15 protein-coding genes are annotated in these 14,855 nt (G+C 48.0%); 8 read left to right on the plus strand and 7 right to left on the minus strand.

What is annotated here, in order from left to right:
• Positions 1-117 precede the first annotated feature (117 nt).
• Complete coding sequence (locus OL444_RS17445; RefSeq protein WP_264731095.1) at positions 118-759, minus strand: SRPBCC family protein; 642 nt, start codon at positions 757-759, stop codon at positions 118-120.
• 239 nt (positions 760-998) lie between these two features.
• On the opposite strand from OL444_RS17445, the gene OL444_RS17450 reads away from it, so the two are divergent.
• A complete protein-coding gene (locus tag OL444_RS17450; protein ID WP_264731093.1) occupies positions 999-1,148 on the plus strand; it encodes a hypothetical protein in 150 nt (49 codons plus the stop codon).
• 56 nt (positions 1,149-1,204) lie between these two features.
• Here the strand turns inward: OL444_RS17450 and OL444_RS17455 are convergent, their stop codons facing one another.
• The gene (locus OL444_RS17455; protein ID WP_264731091.1) at positions 1,205-2,443 is read right to left on the minus strand and encodes a cytochrome-c peroxidase; all 1,239 of its coding nucleotides are present in this window, start codon (positions 2,441-2,443) and stop codon (positions 1,205-1,207) included.
• A 144-nt stretch (positions 2,444-2,587) separates the two neighbouring features.
• On the opposite strand from OL444_RS17455, the gene OL444_RS17460 reads away from it, so the two are divergent.
• From OL444_RS17460 to OL444_RS17470, 3 genes are read left to right on the plus strand one after another with little or no spacing between them, the layout of a single operon-like run.
• Positions 2,588-3,139: an RNA polymerase sigma-70 factor gene (locus OL444_RS17460; RefSeq protein WP_264731089.1), complete on the plus strand. Its 552-nt coding sequence runs from the start codon at positions 2,588-2,590 to the stop codon at positions 3,137-3,139.
• Positions 3,140-3,149: 10 nt separating this feature from the next.
• Complete coding sequence (locus OL444_RS17465) at positions 3,150-4,145, plus strand: FecR domain-containing protein (protein ID WP_264731088.1); 996 nt, start codon at positions 3,150-3,152, stop codon at positions 4,143-4,145.
• Positions 4,102-5,736, plus strand: coding sequence for a hypothetical protein (locus OL444_RS17470; RefSeq protein WP_264731086.1), 1,635 nt, complete (start codon positions 4,102-4,104; stop codon positions 5,734-5,736). Before OL444_RS17465 ends, OL444_RS17470 begins: the two co-directional genes overlap by 44 nt.
• Positions 5,737-6,605: 869 nt before the next feature.
• Here OL444_RS17470 and OL444_RS17475 read toward each other — a convergent pair.
• The 3 genes from OL444_RS17475 to OL444_RS17485 all read right to left on the minus strand — a co-directional run bounded on the left by OL444_RS17475 (position 6,606) and on the right by OL444_RS17485 (position 9,525).
• On the minus strand, positions 6,606-7,355 hold the full coding sequence (locus OL444_RS17475; RefSeq protein ID WP_264731084.1) for a hypothetical protein: 750 nt from the start codon (positions 7,353-7,355) through the stop codon (positions 6,606-6,608).
• A gap of 160 nt (positions 7,356-7,515) precedes the next feature.
• Positions 7,516-8,412 carry an alpha/beta fold hydrolase gene (locus OL444_RS17480; protein ID WP_264731082.1) on the minus strand — a complete coding sequence of 299 codons (897 nt, stop codon included), beginning with the start codon at positions 8,410-8,412 and terminating at the stop codon, positions 7,516-7,518.
• A gap of 180 nt (positions 8,413-8,592) precedes the next feature.
• The gene (locus tag OL444_RS17485; protein ID WP_264731080.1) at positions 8,593-9,525 is read right to left on the minus strand and encodes a polysaccharide deacetylase family protein; all 933 of its coding nucleotides are present in this window, start codon (positions 9,523-9,525) and stop codon (positions 8,593-8,595) included.
• 196 nt (positions 9,526-9,721) lie between these two features.
• Between OL444_RS17485 and OL444_RS17490 the strand changes: the two genes are divergently transcribed.
• From OL444_RS17490 to OL444_RS17505, 4 genes are read left to right on the plus strand one after another with little or no spacing between them, the layout of a single operon-like run.
• The gene (locus tag OL444_RS17490; protein WP_264731078.1) at positions 9,722-10,507 is read left to right on the plus strand and encodes a PhzF family phenazine biosynthesis protein; all 786 of its coding nucleotides are present in this window, start codon (positions 9,722-9,724) and stop codon (positions 10,505-10,507) included.
• A gap of 27 nt (positions 10,508-10,534) precedes the next feature.
• Positions 10,535-10,960, plus strand: coding sequence for a PaaI family thioesterase (locus OL444_RS17495; protein WP_264731076.1), 426 nt, complete (start codon positions 10,535-10,537; stop codon positions 10,958-10,960).
• Between the two features lie 2 nt (positions 10,961-10,962).
• Entirely contained in the window at positions 10,963-11,481 is a 519-nt protein-coding gene (locus OL444_RS17500) for a DinB family protein (protein WP_264731074.1), read from the plus strand.
• Positions 11,474-12,238, plus strand: coding sequence for an isocitrate lyase/PEP mutase family protein (locus OL444_RS17505; RefSeq protein ID WP_264731072.1), 765 nt, complete (start codon positions 11,474-11,476; stop codon positions 12,236-12,238). The genes OL444_RS17500 and OL444_RS17505 overlap by 8 nt, the downstream gene beginning before the upstream one ends.
• 2 nt (positions 12,239-12,240) lie before the next feature.
• Here OL444_RS17505 and OL444_RS17510 read toward each other — a convergent pair whose 3' ends face one another.
• Together OL444_RS17510 and OL444_RS17515 are read right to left on the minus strand one after the other, a co-directional pair.
• Positions 12,241-12,372 (minus strand): alanyl-tRNA synthetase, encoded by a 132-nt coding sequence (locus OL444_RS17510; protein ID WP_264731070.1) that lies wholly within the window; start codon positions 12,370-12,372, stop codon positions 12,241-12,243.
• A 149-nt stretch (positions 12,373-12,521) separates the two neighbouring features.
• On the minus strand, positions 12,522-14,786 hold the full coding sequence (locus tag OL444_RS17515; RefSeq protein ID WP_264731068.1) for an ATP-binding cassette domain-containing protein: 2,265 nt from the start codon (positions 14,784-14,786) through the stop codon (positions 12,522-12,524).
• Positions 14,787-14,855: the final 69 nt, after the last annotated feature.

Consider the following 14,855-nt stretch of genomic DNA (forward strand, 5'->3'; position numbering starts at 1 on the left):
GCCCTATAGCGTTAATATAAATGATGACAGCTACCGGTGGGCAGACATATAATAATTACCGGCGCTGTGATGATAGCGTTGAATATTTTTCGGCGTAATACAGTGTAGGTGCGTTGATCAGGCTTTACTATCCAATATGTGCTTAAACGTCGTCATCGTTGTGAAAAGATTGTTTCTGATAATCGGATCCGCTACCCATCTGGGCACTTTGGCACTCCGGTCGGAGGAGATGAAGTAACTGATTTTTACCAGGCCATTGCTTTGTTCTTCTACCACCCATTTACCGCGGGTACCGCAGATACGGGTGACGTTGTTGTAAACAGGGAACTTGTTGTTGATGACACTTTCAAAAGTGATCTCCCCTGATTTGTCACTGTTATTGTTTTTACGGAGCTGGTGCAGCAGATAACAATCCTGATCGCCGAAAGGCCAGGGGATATTATATTTAATATAGGTGATCCAGCTGTTGCTGTTGTCGCCCGGCATGATCCGGTAAGCTTTGGCATGTGAATTCCAGACAGGTCCCTGCTGCTGATCGATCAATAGCTGGGAGATAGCACTGATACCGGATTTTGCGAAAAAGGTAGCCTTGATTTCCCGAACGGAATTGCCGGCAGCATCCGGGAGCCAGCGTTCATACAGTGAAACGGAAGGGTCCTGCTTCACCAGTTTAAAATCGGAACCGGTAACAGTATGCGCGTGTACGGCTGTGATAACAGTAAACAGTAGTAGGGTGACGAACAGATATTGCCTCTTCATATAATTACAATTTAATATCATTGTCAAACAGAAATCAGATGTAGGCGCCATATTAATGACACGCGAATAATGATTTCCCCCTACGCAACAGCAAAAAGTAACTGAAATAAAAAAAAATAACCCGCCGGCGCTGCAGGAGGTTGTTGGTGATTCCGGTATTTTGGTCTATCTTTTATAATACTTCCCCGTTATATTCCGTTAACCTGTATATTTTTTCTATCTCTCAAAAGTTAAATGTTATGAAAAAAGCATCTCCCAAAAAACTGAACCTGGGTAAACGCAGGATCTCCGGATTAAATGTCTCCCTTACGCCTGTACAACAGGGTGCTGTGAAATTTACCTTTTATACCCGCTGTACTTTCTGCGAAACAGAGCCCACGAATTGTTAGTGCGTCATACCCACCAGGACCGGCAGCTGTTTGCAGGCCCTGGTGGATGACGGTATTTAATCCTTGAAAGGATTGGCATACCGCGGATCTTTCGTCATCTGATGATCTGTTAATGTTTTCAGAAAGGCGATGATATCTTTTTTATCCTGCGCACTTAAATGAATACCGCCACTGGATAATCCGCCCAGCTGTATGCCGATGTTCGGATTTTGTTTCACACCTGTGGAATAGTGTTCCAGCGTAGCATCCAGGGTGGCAAACCGGCCATCGTGCATATAGGGAGCGGTCAGCTCCACATTTCTCAGCGACGGAATTTTGAAGGTACCCTGGTCTTCCGGCAGGTGCGTGATTTCACCGATGCCTTTATCTGTGTAGTTGGTTTCCAGTCCGTTGTTGGAACCGAAGCCCCTGTTTCTGCCGGAATTATCCACGATCAGGTAAGAGGGCGTCTGGCCGAAGGTAGCATTGGCCAGATCACTGTGGCATTCTGTACAGAAGTTGACGCTGAGTAAACGTCTGCCCCTGTTTTCTTCGGCTGTGAAGGCTGCAAAGTTATTGGCCACGCCTTCATCATAGGCGGAACGAAACGAAACAATACTCCGGAGAAACTGAGACAAGGCACGGCTGATTTTATCGGCAGTAACAGCCGGTGAACCAAAAGCAGCGCGGAATAAACCAGGGTAGTAGGTGGTAGCGCCCAGCTTTTGCTCCAGCGCCGGTAAATCAGGCATCCCCATTTCTAAATGATCCAGGATCGGCATCAGCGTCTGTGTTTCCAGGTTGGCCGCCCGCATATCCCAGAACATGTTTTTGTCTTTGAAAAAACGCACATTCACGAGCGACATGGAATTACGGCGGGTAAGCCGGCCATCGAAGCCTTCGGAAAATGCGACGCCGTCTGTAAAGGCTTTATCCTGATGATGACAGGATGCACAGGCGGTTTTATTGTTGACAGATAATAGTTTATCATAGAATAGTACCCGGCCGAGTGTGGCGCCCGTATTGGTAATAGGGTTGTCGTCGGGCGTATTGTCGATGTCCGGATTGTTACGCAGAAACTGTTGCAGATAAGGCGGCATCTCCTGCCCGGTATGTACATAATTATATAATACTGCCGGTAACTGTGGCGTATGGTCAGCCGGTATCTGTCCGGGATCGCCGCCTGGCGCAGGTGTGGGCGTTGAGGTGCCGGGAGTTGCTTCCTGATCTTTTTTACAGGCGGGGATGTACAATAATATCATCCCTGCCAGCAACAGCAGGGAGGTACAGGTGCGTTTGCTGAGTGGTCGCTTCATATAGGTGAATTGATATCAGCTGTTACACCTGGAATAACATTTACCCTTATCGTATAAATTTTTTTTTTAAAGAGATAAGGGTATTTAATTTTTGACGTGTATCATTTACGTAACTTGATGGCAATAACTGTAACCGCGTTTAAATTGGACTTACAACAGGATAAACTGGCAGAGGCAGCGGAAAGATACTTTCATACCTATTTTGAAGGGTTACACCGGTACGCCTTTACAATGCTGAAAGACAACGATGATGCAAAAGATGCTGTACAGACGGTATTTCTCCGGCTGTGGGAAAAACAGACTTTACTGAACGAACAACAGTCGGTAAAATCCTATTTGTATACAGCCGTGTATAATCAATGTCTGAATATGAAACGGCATGATAAGATAAAAGAACGGTACATGACCGCACAGCACGGGGACACGGGGGACCCTGGTAATCCTTTGATCAGCAAGGAAACCAGCCGGCAGATTCTGGCGCTGATAGGTACTTTGCCGCCACAATGCCGGCTGATCTTTTCCAAAAGCAGGTTTGAGGAAATGAAGTATGCAGAGATAGCCGCAGACATGGGACTATCTGTGAAAACCGTGGAAGCGCAGATGGGAAAAGCATTGAAGATCCTACGGGAAAAGCTGGCCCCCTTGCTGATAGTAATGATTATTTTTTTCACCCTATACAAAAGCGGATGCTTATAATTTTAAACAGATGAGCACTCTTAGTCATAACCAGGAAGATTTTGAATTGTTGGGAAAATATTTATCCGGCGAAGCATCTCCGGAAGAAGCAATCACTGTGGATGACTGGCTGGCAGCAGATCCTGCTAACCGGCTATTGTTTGATCAGATAAGTACGATCTGGTATGAGGTGGTACAACACCGGCATATATTACCGGACAAAGAAAAAGTCCTGTTGGAAATCCAACGGCATTTTCCGCAGCTGACCATCCAGCGAAGACCCATTGCAAAACCCAACCGGTATTGGTGGGGCGTAGCAGCGGGCATGTTATTGCTGATCGGCGCCGCGACCTTTTTCTTTCTGGTGAAAACCCATCAGCCGGATACCACCTACATCAGCCTGAATGCCAAAGCAGGCGTGTTGCGTGATACCTTGCCGGATCAATCACTGGTGGTAGTCAACAGCTATGGCGGCATCAGTTATCCGGCAGATTTTAACCACAAGGAAAGATCCTTACACCTGACCGGCGAAGCATGGTTTGATGTAACGGCATCCGCCACCAAACCTTTTATTGTGCGGGCAGGCGCCATCGCCGTGAAGGTATTGGGCACCTCCTTTAATGTAAAGGAAAGTAAAGATGGAGTGGAAGTAACTGTGAAAACAGGCGCCGTACTGATGTATCGTGGCAGTCGGCAGCTAACCGTGAAAGCCGGCCAGCGGGGCGTATACCAGGCTGCCAGTGAGCAGTTTTCCCTGATACAGCGTTTCGACATCAATCCTATTGGTTACGCTACACGGGTATTCAACTTTGAAAATGCCACGCTGAAAGAAATAATTATCCAGTTGGAGAAAGCCTATGGCATTCATGTGGTGCTGGAAAATGAAAAACTGAACAGCTGTACCATGAGTAGTCTTTTTGAGAATAAATCTGTGCGATATATCTTTGACGTTATATCAATTACGTTGAACGTTGAATGCAGATTTGAGAACAACACGGTGTATATCACTGGTGCTGGATGTAGCTAGTTACATAACAGGAAGCCTATTATTATTGACGTGGGGGCTACCCACCTATGCACAGCAAAACAACGGCCTGCAGAAAAAGATCCTGCCAGCTGCCGCTAATATCCGATTCGATTCGCTGCTGTTGCAGATTACCCGGCATACAGGGGTCCGGTTTTCTGTGAACACACGAAAGTTTCCGCCATCAAAGATCATTCATGTAAAAAAAGAATGGCAATCGGTATCGCAATTGCTGGAAGAGATAAAAACGTATACGGGTAGTAGTTATACCCTGATTGGCAGCCACGTGGTATTTGTAGATCAGCCGCTCCGGCAGCCCATACCGGTGGCGGTAAAACCAGCCGGGAATCCTACACCCGCAGTGGTGAAAAATAAGGTATTACCTGTGGTCAGCAAAACAACGATCCGGTCACTCCCGTCCATGCAACCAATAACACGTCCGGATACACCGGTATTGATAATATCGGTTGCAGATACCATTCCGATACTGGTTAAACGCCGGGATAGCATACCCGCATTTCGGGATAGCGTGCTGGCTATCGGCCGGCGCCGGGATAGTGTGAACCGTTTTTGGGATAGCGTGCTGGTTATCGGCCGGCGAAGGGATAGTGTGAATCGTTTTTGGGATAGCGTCCCCGTTTTTGGCCGGCGGCATACACCTCGCAATACGGCGGGATGGGAATGGTCACTGCCAGGCTGGGAACGTGATCGTTGGTGGTCATTCACCGGAAACAGCGACGATACCAGATACAGGGGCTTTGCAGGATTGGGGTATGCGCACGCGGGGCTTACCTGGCCATCTTTTCGTTTTCGGGGAGGTTTTCTGTCTGATTCATCGCGGAAACACCGGATGATTACGTTCGGCAGCGATACGTTACATAAAGAGCCGGTAGATGCTGCCACTGCCAGTGATCAGCAGCAGGCAGCGAAGAAAAATAACCAGGCGTTGCAACAAAAGCCGGCTCTTAAAACAACCGAAAGAAAATCCATTTTTGCTTTCCTGAAACGGCCGGAAGGTGGCCCATACCGTCATACCACCATCAACACAAGAGGAGCCTGGCGGAAACCTTTTATCAAAGCAGGGGTGGCCGGATCAGAGTCATTTTATGTAAGTCCTGAATTACAGGCCGGCATTCCCTTATTATATGGGATCATCAATTACAGTACTAATTTCCAGCTGTCTTTTGTCCGTTATGGCGCCGGCACCTCTATACGTTTGTCAGACGACTGGCGGCTGCAGTTAATGGCTACTACGGGTCGCATGGAGCGATCATTTGATACTGCCGGCATCTATGACCGGAAGGTGAAAATAGAATTACATAAGCTGGCTTTTATGACAGAGAAAAAGACAAATGGGCCATTCGTTTTTCAATTCGGAGTTTCCTTTAATTTAATGCACACCATTTATTACCGGTATGGCATGCTTTCCGCGCCATATGTGTCAGAATGGGACGCAGACAGGAAGTATCATTTCTTTAAACCGCCTTATTACATCGGGCCCAGTTATACGGGGGGAGATCAACGAACGATCAAAATGTGGTTGGGTATACAGGCAGGTGTATTTTATCGGCTGAACCTTTCAAAGAATCGTTAACCCCGTAAGCCGGACCATCCCGAATAGATTTTTCTATCAGCAAATATGCGATCGGGATGGTATACTGTGTAATAAAATGGACAAACCCCATGACCCGCTGCCTCGCTGTTTTTCAACGCGCTTTATGGAAGTATTGATGTATTTGATTCAGGAAAGGATTACCGCGTGCAGAAGAAAATAAGAAAAGAGATAGCGATGCCGCTTAGAGTTATCCGGCAGTACATCACAGCATCTTGAATGGAGCGTATACAAACTGTAATAGAATGGGATAGAATCAGTTGGTGTGCTGTTGGTGGTGAAGTGCGTATCGGCTTGTCTGAAAAATGCAGGCGTATATGGCAGCGCAGAAAGTATGATTGTTATAAACAGTATTGACCGGTGGTCAATGATGATGGATATTAAAAAGGATCGCTTTAAGGAGATATGAAAAAGCCTGCAAGCATTAAACTTGCAGGCTGAGGATACTTAATGGGTAAGTATAATAAAGTGAATGTTATTACAGTGTATGGATAATATTGTTGAATACCCCGCGGGATAATGTTTTCAGGTGAACGTTATGGGAAATGCCGGTGGGTACTTTCATAAAAAAGGTCGTTTTGAGACAAACAAAATTTAAATCAGTGCAGTTATTAAAACCCGGTGAATTTATTTTATCGAAAGAAGATAACTGCATTTTGTCTGTTAAATCAGGAACGAAAATTAATATTTATTAAAGTTATAAAAATTCCCACATTTTCCAAAAAAAATAAAAAAGTAAAAAGCAGGGAACAATGATTTTTTAAAATCGGTGTGCGATACAAATGTGATCACAAAGCAGCGGTATCATTTTTTGCTAAAACAGGCCGACCGGCTGTTTGGCCGCAGGAGGATCAATCGTTATACAATGGCAGATAGCCATAATTTCCTGTGCTGTTTTGCAGAGCGGTGAAAAAAATGTTGCTGATGTTCACGCCCGGATCAGTTGCAGGAACAACCGAGAACAACGAATCATTGGTAGTGGTGTCAAGGCTCATCGCGTAGGTGGTAGTGGTCCCATCTTCATAAAGGATGTTGGCATTCACGGTAAAGTCCTCCGGTAGCCAATAGGAAGTGGGAAGTCCCTGTGTGATTTTGCAGCCACACATCATCGTTACATATACACAGATGCTGCCATCGGATTGAATGCTACCGTTGGTTACCAGCAAACCGGGTACGGGTATAATGAGCCGGAAAGCGCTTTGTTGGGGAAGCAATAACAAGGATTGTGTGAGTAACAAGGGCGCACCAAAGGGTAGGGGAATACTGGCTGAAAGTGTACCGCTTTGTGCCACTTCCGGAAGTACCAGATCGCCGGTGGCCGCAATGGTATAAGTGGTGGGTTGTAAGTAATTAACGTTGGTGGGTTGTCCGTTGACAGCCGGTGTAATGATGGGCCACGAAGAAGAGCAGCCTGGTACGAAGTTGTCCGAAATGAATCCATCGTTGGCAATTGCTAACGGAGGGCCATATGATAAGGGAGTTGTGCTGTTGTCATCATAAGTGAAAATGACTGTGATGTTTTCAGGTTGGAAAGCATGTGGTCCCAGAAATTTACCACCTGTTGCCTGCAGGTATACGGTAATAGGTGCAGTGGATAGCATAACATTTTTTTAAGGAGTCAGTAAAGAGCAGTAATGCAATACTGCTGTATGAAGTTACAACTATTCAATTGTTTTACAGGAGGGCACCGGAATGGATGTTATACAGGATATCCCGGATACGTAAAGTGCATATCCGGGATAGGGAAAGGTCGTTGCTCTTTTAGGGTAATTGTTGGGTAAGGAAATCATGAATCAGGGTAGCCACGGTACCATGTTCTTCCTCCAGCAGAAAATGTCCGGCATCCAGGATATGCAAGGAGGCATTGGGTAAATCGCGCAGGAAGGCTTCTGCACCAGGTGTCAGGAATATCCGGTCATTCTTTCCCCAGATGATCAGGGCAGGTGGCTGATATTGTCTGAAGTAGGCATGCCAGCTATCGTACTGCTTAAAGTTAGTGTAGTAGTTGGCAAACAGGATGGTTTGTATCTCGAGGTAGCCAGGCCTGCTGAGGAAGTAGTGATCCATGGTCCAGGCATCGGGGCTGATCTTTTCCGGATGTGCTGCTTCCAGCAGGTATTGTGATTTGATATCGTCGAAGGAAAGCATGTGTTGTACCAGGGAACGGATGGCCGTGAGATCGCCTGCTTCCATCAGTTGACGGGCCTGCTGTACCTGTGGGGCCAGGCCTTCCAGATAAGCGTTGGCATTTTGGACCAGCAGCGCCTGTATTTGTTGCGGTCTTTTGCTGGCGATGCGGAAACCAATCGGGCCTCCATAATCCTGCATATATAAACTCACCTGTTGTAAGCCAATGGCATCCATGAACTGTTCCATGAGGCCAGCCAGGTAGTCGAATGTGTAGGTAAACTGATCCGGTGCCGGACTGCTGCTGTGTCCAAATCCCGGATAATCCGGCGCCACCACATAGTAGTTGGCTGCGAGGTCATTGATCAGGTTGCGGTACATATAAGACGAAGCCGGAAAGCCATGTAACAGGAGGATGGCGGGCCGGGAAGGATCACCCGCTTCGCGGTAAAATATATCTACATTACCGAGCCGGATGCTTTTGAAACGGGCGCTTGTTACAGCTGTTGGAAAGGTGGAAGTGTTTGTCATGGTATTTTTATTTTATTGTGTACTAAATGGTACAAAATTACACCGCACTTCAGCTGATGATTGAATGGTCACGCAGCCGTTGTTGAGTGGAACATTGTGTTTCGACGGGGTAAAGGTATATTTTGTACTGATTAGTACAAAATATATTTTTAAAATGGCCGGGAGGGAGTCTGTTACCGGTTAGAGTGCCTGATAGGCCTTGTAAATACGGGCATCCGGATCAGGGCTGGTTTGCAGGTAATGGCGGCGTTGTGCGGCATCTGGCATCCAGCGGAACAGCCACGAGAACCCCGCCGCCCCATGGTAATATACCGGTGACGCATATACCGGATCCTGTAAGGCGGCAGCGAGCGAAATAAACTGATATCCCCTTGCACGGAGGGCGGCTATTAAAGCGGTATAGTGATCGGCGTGTAACAGGTTGGCATGACACAGGTAGATATGTGGGATGGGCCGGTGGAAAATTTCCAGTGTCAGCTTTTCATAAAATGAAAAAGACGTCAGGGTAAAATCCAGGTATGCCTGTGCGATGCTATCTGCAGCGGGTTGGTCATGCCGGTGGATGGCGGCGGTATAGAGCGCATTATATACATAATCTGCGCTCTCTATGGTAAAGGGAACGGCATCATAACCCAGTTGCTGCAGGTAATGCCGGCGGGCCGCCTGCTCCAGGCTGTCTTTGCCCAGGGAATTAAACGGAAAGCGGAAATAAGGAACGGATTGGTGGCCGTTGGCCATCCGGATAATCCGGTCATTGGCGGCTACTTCTTCCTGAAATTGTGGCAACGAAAGCTCCGCACAGTTGCGGTGATGCAGGGTATGATTGCCCTGTGTAACCAGTGGCTGCCGGGTCCAGCTGCGTATCAGCTGGCGGCGTAATGCCGGCCGGGTGGCAAGGCTATCATATCCATTGATAAAAGCGGCAACAGGTGTCTGTTGTTGTAGTAGCTGCCGTAATAGTTTACGGTTGGCGGCCTGTATCTCACGCAGCGTATAATGTGCCGGCATCGCATTAAAAGGAACATCGTCCATGGTAATGGCCACCCTTTTTTCCTGGGCATGCAACTGGCATGAAAGCAGTAATAAAATTGCGGATATTATTTTCCTCCTCATCTGCCTAAAATAAAATAAAACCAGGAGCAAGTATCACGGATGGGTTAAAACAGCCAGCGGGCGTGCTGTGTGTGATGGATTTAATTTATCATGCTGTCAACTGATATGGTTGGAATTAACAAAATTGATACTGTTTTACGCTGGGTAAATGTTGCACTTTTGTAACGAACGATTGATAAGATATAAACCGATAAAAATGCAGATTCCTTTTTTTCAGGTAGACGCTTTTACCAACCAGCCTTTCAAAGGCAATCCTGCTGCTGTGTGCTTATTGGAAAGTATGCCCGACGATCAGCAGCTGCAACATATTGCGGCAGAAAATAATCTCGCTGAAACCGCTTTTATATTGCCGCTGGCAGCAGGTTATCAGCTGCGCTGGTTTACGCCGGTGGCGGAAGTATCGTTATGCGGACATGCCACCCTGGCCAGCGCCCATGTACTATGGGAAAGCGGGCGGGTACCTGCAGCTGCCCCCATTACTTTTCATACCCTGAGTGGCCCGCTCACGGCTATCAGACAGGATTCCCGTATTACGCTGAATTTTCCGGCGCGAGGCAACGAGCCTGTGGTATTACCTGCTAACTTACAGCAGCTGTTTGGCAACGACTATGTGCATGCAGCGTATAGCTTTGACCGTTATATCGTGGAATTGTCTTCCGGTGAAGCGGTAGCCGCTTTTAAACCAGACCGGGAACTGCTGGGCGACGTATTGTGCGTGGTCACCGGCAAGGCGGCGCCTGATAGCGCCTATGATTTTGTATCCCGTTTTTTTGCCGTGCCTATCGGTGTGGATGAAGATCCGGTGACGGGTTCGGCACATTGCAGCCTGGCGCCTTACTGGGCAGAGCGGTTGCAGAAAAATAATTTTCTGGCGTACCAGGCATCTGCCCGGGGTGGAGAACTGCAGGTAGTGCTGGATAACGAGCGGGTATTCCTGAGCGGCGAAGCTGTGACCATTATAAACGGTACCTTTCACCTGTAAACGATTTCCTGTTTTTATAAACCACGTATGGAAAAACTATCGCCCGCTATTGAACAAAGAACCTTGGAAAGCTTTGCCCGTCAGCGTTTAATGACACTGTACGGCGCAACGGTATCGGGACTTGCCCCCGGATTTATGGAAATCAGCGTACTGCCCATGGAAGCCCTGTTGCGTACTTCCGGTATTTTCCATGGCGGCGTATTGGCGGCGCTGGCGGATACGGCAGCCGGCTATGCTGCTGCTACGATGCAGCCACAGGACACCAGTTTCCTGACGGTAGAATTCAAGATCAACTTTCTGCATACCGCAAAGGGAGAAAAGCTGCTGGCCAGCGGAAAAGTCCTGAAAGCCGGCAGTACGCTTACGGTATGTCAGGCTGATTTGTATACCGTACAGCAGGACGTGGAAAAACACGTCGCCACGGCCCTCGTCACCTTAATGAAAGCCCGTTGAATATGGAAATCACGTCGATATCTTCTTTTCTGGATTATTATGGCAGTATCCGCGCGCGAACGCTCCGCTTACTGCAATGTGTACCGCCCGACCAGCTGGATTGGAGCTATATGCCCGGCAAATTCACCATTGCCGATCATATCCGGCACCTGGCGGCAATAGAACGTTATATGTATGCCGAAACGGTAGCCGGCCGCCCCTGTGTGTACAGCGGATGTGGTAAGGAGCTGGCCGATGGCTATGAAGCCGTGATGCAATATTTTCATACCCTGCATGCGCAATCGCTGACGATCTTTCGTTCGCTCCGTGATGAAGACCTGCAGCAAAAATGTACCACGCCCGGCAACATACAGATTACTACCTGGAAATGGTTGCGTGCGATGGTGGAACACGAAGTACATCACAGGGCCCAGCTCTACCTGTATCTGAATATAATAGGGGTGAAAACACCACCTATGTTTGGTTTGTCATCAGAGGAAATCATTGCTAACAGTATTTCAATATCATCATCCAATGAGTAACTACAACATTTTTAAACAACTGCATCAGGAGTCCGCTCCGCTTTTACTGGGTAATGCCTGGAATGTGGCCAGCGCCCGCATATTGGAAGAAAGTGGTATCAAGGCGATTGGTACTTCCAGTTCTGCCATTGCCGATACACTCGGGTATGAAGACGGCGAGCATATTCCTTTTGATGAATTATTTTTTATCATTGAAAAAATAGCCCGGCACGTACGGGTACCGTTGTCTGCGGATATTGAAAGTGGTTACAGCAAAGAGGTAGCCACCGTCATTCAGCATATAGAACGCCTGTACAATATCGGAGTGGTGGGTATTAATCTGGAAGACTCCATCGCTGCTGCCCGGGAACTGGTTCCCACAGACATTTTCCGCCGTAAGGTGGAAACCATCAAAAACTATCTGGTGCAGCAAAACATGGATTTTTTTCTGAACATACGAACAGATACTTTTTTACTGGATATAGCAGATCCCCTGCCGGAAACTTTTGCGCGTATTCACGCTTTTGAGCAGGCGGGTGCAGACGGTATTTTTGTGCCTTTTATTAAAAAGCCCGAAGATATCCGGCAGGTGACTGCTGCTACATCATTACCTGTGAATGTGTTGTCTATGCATGGTTTGCCATCTTTTGAGGTACTACAGGAAGCCGGTGTGAAGCGGATCAGTATGGGAGGTAGTGTGTACCGCGCGGTGTATAAAGGGTTAACAGCTACGGTACAGGAAATTGTGCATACAAAATCTTTTAATCCGGTATTCTGAGGTTACTTTTTAATTACCCAGTAGCCAATGGCCAACCATACGAGGCCTTTAGCCAGGAAAAAAAGGAAGCCCCAGAAGCCGATCCTTTTTATCCATTTGATAATCTGTTCTTTTTTACTGGAGACTGTTGACATAATGCGCTAATTTTACAGCTTTTTTGGTTCGCAATTTACCTGTTTTTGGGATATGATTACAAGTTAAAAATTACGCTTTTTTCCGGAAGATAAAGTCAGCTATCAGTCGTTTTTTATCGACAGGGAAAGCGTAATTTTTAAGGCTGTTGTCAGCTGATTTGTTTTTTCAGGAAAGTGCTGGTAACGGCTGTTTTATGTTTTACTAACCCCGCCGGTAATCCTTCAAATACCACTTGCCCGCCATCACGGCCAGCGCCCGGCCCCATTTCTATGATCCAGTCTGCCTGACTGATTACCTGCAGGTTATGTTCAATAACAATCACTGTGCTGCCATTGTCAGTGAGCCGGTTTAATAAGATGATCAGTTTTTCCACATCAGACAAATGTAGTCCGGTAGTAGGTTCATCCAGTACATAAATATTCCCGCTTTTTTCCAGTTCCGTAGCCAGTTTAATCCGTTGTCTTTCTCCGCCGGAGAGGGTACTGAGCGGTTGCCCCAGGGTGAGGTAACCTAAGCCTACATCGTATAGGCGTTGCAGTATGTCGTGTATGACCGGCGTTTCAAAAAAGTCCAGCGCGGTTGTTACAGGCATCTGTAAGATCTCATGGATATTTTTCCCCTGCAGGGTATACTGTAATACTTCCGGTGTAAAACGCTGTCCCTGACAGGTTTCGCAGATACTCACCACAGGATCCATAAAGGCGAGATCAGTGTAGGTATGACCCAGGCCCCGGCAAGTGGGGCAGGCGCCTTTGGAGTTGGCACTGAATAAAGATGCCGATACCTTGTTTTCCTGTGCAAACAACTCACGTAACGGGTCTGCTATACCGGTATAGGTAGCCGGATTGGAACGCCTGGAACCGGTAATGGCGCCCTGATCGATGCAGATGGCGGTGGGATAATGGCGGGGGAGTACCCCATTAATCAGGCTGCTCTTGCCGGAACCGGCTACGCCGGTTACCACGGTGAGTACGCCGGTGGGTATACGTACGGTGACCTGTTTCAGGTTATGCAGGGAGGCATTTTCGATCAACAGGTTGCCGGCAGGCTTGCGTGGGGTGCTTTTTAAGGCCATTTTACGGGCAAGATGGGTACCGGTGAGGGTGTGTGCCTTCCGGAGTCCTTCCAGGCTGCCCTGGTATACAATCTGCCCGCCCTGGGTACCTGCGCCGGGCCCCATATCAATGATATGATCGGCGATGGCAATAACATCCGGATCATGCTCTACTACGAGTACGGTATTCCCTTTATCCCGCAGCTGCCGAAGCAGTTTATTGAGCTGATGTACATCCCGGGGATGCATCCCGATGCTGGGTTCGTCGAAGATGTAGGTCATACCTGTCAGGCTGCTCCCGAGGTGACGTACCATCTTTACCCGCTGGGATTCGCCACCGGAAAGCGTAGCCGTTTCCCGGCTGAGGGTAAGGTAGCCTAAACCAATGCCCATCAGGTGTTCCAGCCGTTCCGTAATGGCGGCGGTAATCGTATGTGCTACCGGATCCCGGACGGTGTGGATGAAATCGGCCAGGTCATTGATTTGCCAGGAGGTACAGTCGGCAATATGATAGCCGTTGATCCGGCAGGCCAGTATTTCCGGGCGTAGCCGGGCGCCATGGCAATCAGGGCAGGGGCCGCGGCCTATTACCTGGTCAAAGGCGGCCTTGTATTTGCCCTTGGTTTCTTTGGATTCTTTGGCGATATAACTGCGTATAAAACGGGGCAGCACGCCTTCGTACAAGCTGGTGGGCGGCCATTCCGGGGCTGGGTTGGGCAGCCGGAATTCCTCCTGATATACCAGCAGCTGCCATTCTTCCGGCGTATAATTTTTCAGCAGTTTATCGTTGTCAAACAGGCCGGAGTGTACATATCTTTTCCAGCGCCAGCCTCCCGGGGCAAAGGTGGGAAAACGAATGGCGCCTGTGTTGAGCGAACGGTTTTTATCCAGCAACAGGTCTACATCCGGCTGTGCAACGGTACCCAGGCCTTCGCAGGTAGGACACATGCCATCCGGATGGTTGAAGGAGAAAGCCGTGGCATAACCGGCAAAGGGCTTCCCGGCACGGGAATACAATAAACGGAGCAGGGTGTAGATATCTGTAATGGTACCTACGGTAGAGCGGGCATTGCCGCCGAGCCGCTGCTGGTCTACGATGATGGCGGCGGATAGTTGTTGTATGAGATCTGCATCCGGTTGTCCGTAATGTGGTAGCCGGTGTCTGGCAAAGGCCGGAAAGGTTTCATTTAACTGCCGTTGAGATTCGGCTGCAATGGTATCAAATACCAGCGACGATTTACCGGAACCCGACACACCCGTGAAGATGGTAATGACTTCTTTCGGAATGGTTACGGAGATATTTTTCAGGTTGTTTTCCCGCGCTCCCTTGATAATGATGGCATTTTTAGGATGTTTCATTACTTTTGAGTTTGCATAACCATGCTGATGGTTAAAGGTGTAAATGGTTAACAAAGTTAACGATAATTG

This window comes from Chitinophaga nivalis (assembly GCF_025989125.1).
In the GTDB taxonomy this organism is placed as follows: Bacteria; Bacteroidota; Bacteroidia; order Chitinophagales; family Chitinophagaceae; genus Chitinophaga; species Chitinophaga nivalis.

What these genes read in the sequence shown, in the direction of transcription:
- OL444_RS17445 (WP_264731095.1), bottom strand. Translation starts at nt 759, where the DNA reads ATGAAGAGGCAATATCTGTTCGTCACCCTACTACTGTTTACTGTTATC.
- OL444_RS17450 (WP_264731093.1), top strand. Translation starts at nt 999, where the DNA reads ATGAAAAAAGCATCTCCCAAAAAACTGAACCTGGGTAAACGCAGGATC.
- OL444_RS17455 (WP_264731091.1), bottom strand. Translation starts at nt 2,443, where the DNA reads ATGAAGCGACCACTCAGCAAACGCACCTGTACCTCCCTGCTGTTGCTG.
- OL444_RS17465 (WP_264731088.1), top strand. Translation starts at nt 3,150, where the DNA reads ATGAGCACTCTTAGTCATAACCAGGAAGATTTTGAATTGTTGGGAAAA.
- OL444_RS17475 (WP_264731084.1), bottom strand. Translation starts at nt 7,355, where the DNA reads ATGCTATCCACTGCACCTATTACCGTATACCTGCAGGCAACAGGTGGT.
- OL444_RS17480 (WP_264731082.1), bottom strand. Translation starts at nt 8,412, where the DNA reads ATGACAAACACTTCCACCTTTCCAACAGCTGTAACAAGCGCCCGTTTC.
- OL444_RS17485 (WP_264731080.1), bottom strand. Translation starts at nt 9,525, where the DNA reads ATGAGGAGGAAAATAATATCCGCAATTTTATTACTGCTTTCATGCCAG.
- OL444_RS17490 (WP_264731078.1), top strand. Translation starts at nt 9,722, where the DNA reads ATGCAGATTCCTTTTTTTCAGGTAGACGCTTTTACCAACCAGCCTTTC.
- OL444_RS17495 (WP_264731076.1), top strand. Translation starts at nt 10,535, where the DNA reads ATGGAAAAACTATCGCCCGCTATTGAACAAAGAACCTTGGAAAGCTTT.
- OL444_RS17500 (WP_264731074.1), top strand. Translation starts at nt 10,963, where the DNA reads ATGGAAATCACGTCGATATCTTCTTTTCTGGATTATTATGGCAGTATC.
- OL444_RS17505 (WP_264731072.1), top strand. Translation starts at nt 11,474, where the DNA reads ATGAGTAACTACAACATTTTTAAACAACTGCATCAGGAGTCCGCTCCG.
- OL444_RS17510 (WP_264731070.1), bottom strand. Translation starts at nt 12,372, where the DNA reads ATGTCAACAGTCTCCAGTAAAAAAGAACAGATTATCAAATGGATAAAA.
- OL444_RS17515 (WP_264731068.1), bottom strand. Translation starts at nt 14,786, where the DNA reads ATGAAACATCCTAAAAATGCCATCATTATCAAGGGAGCGCGGGAAAAC.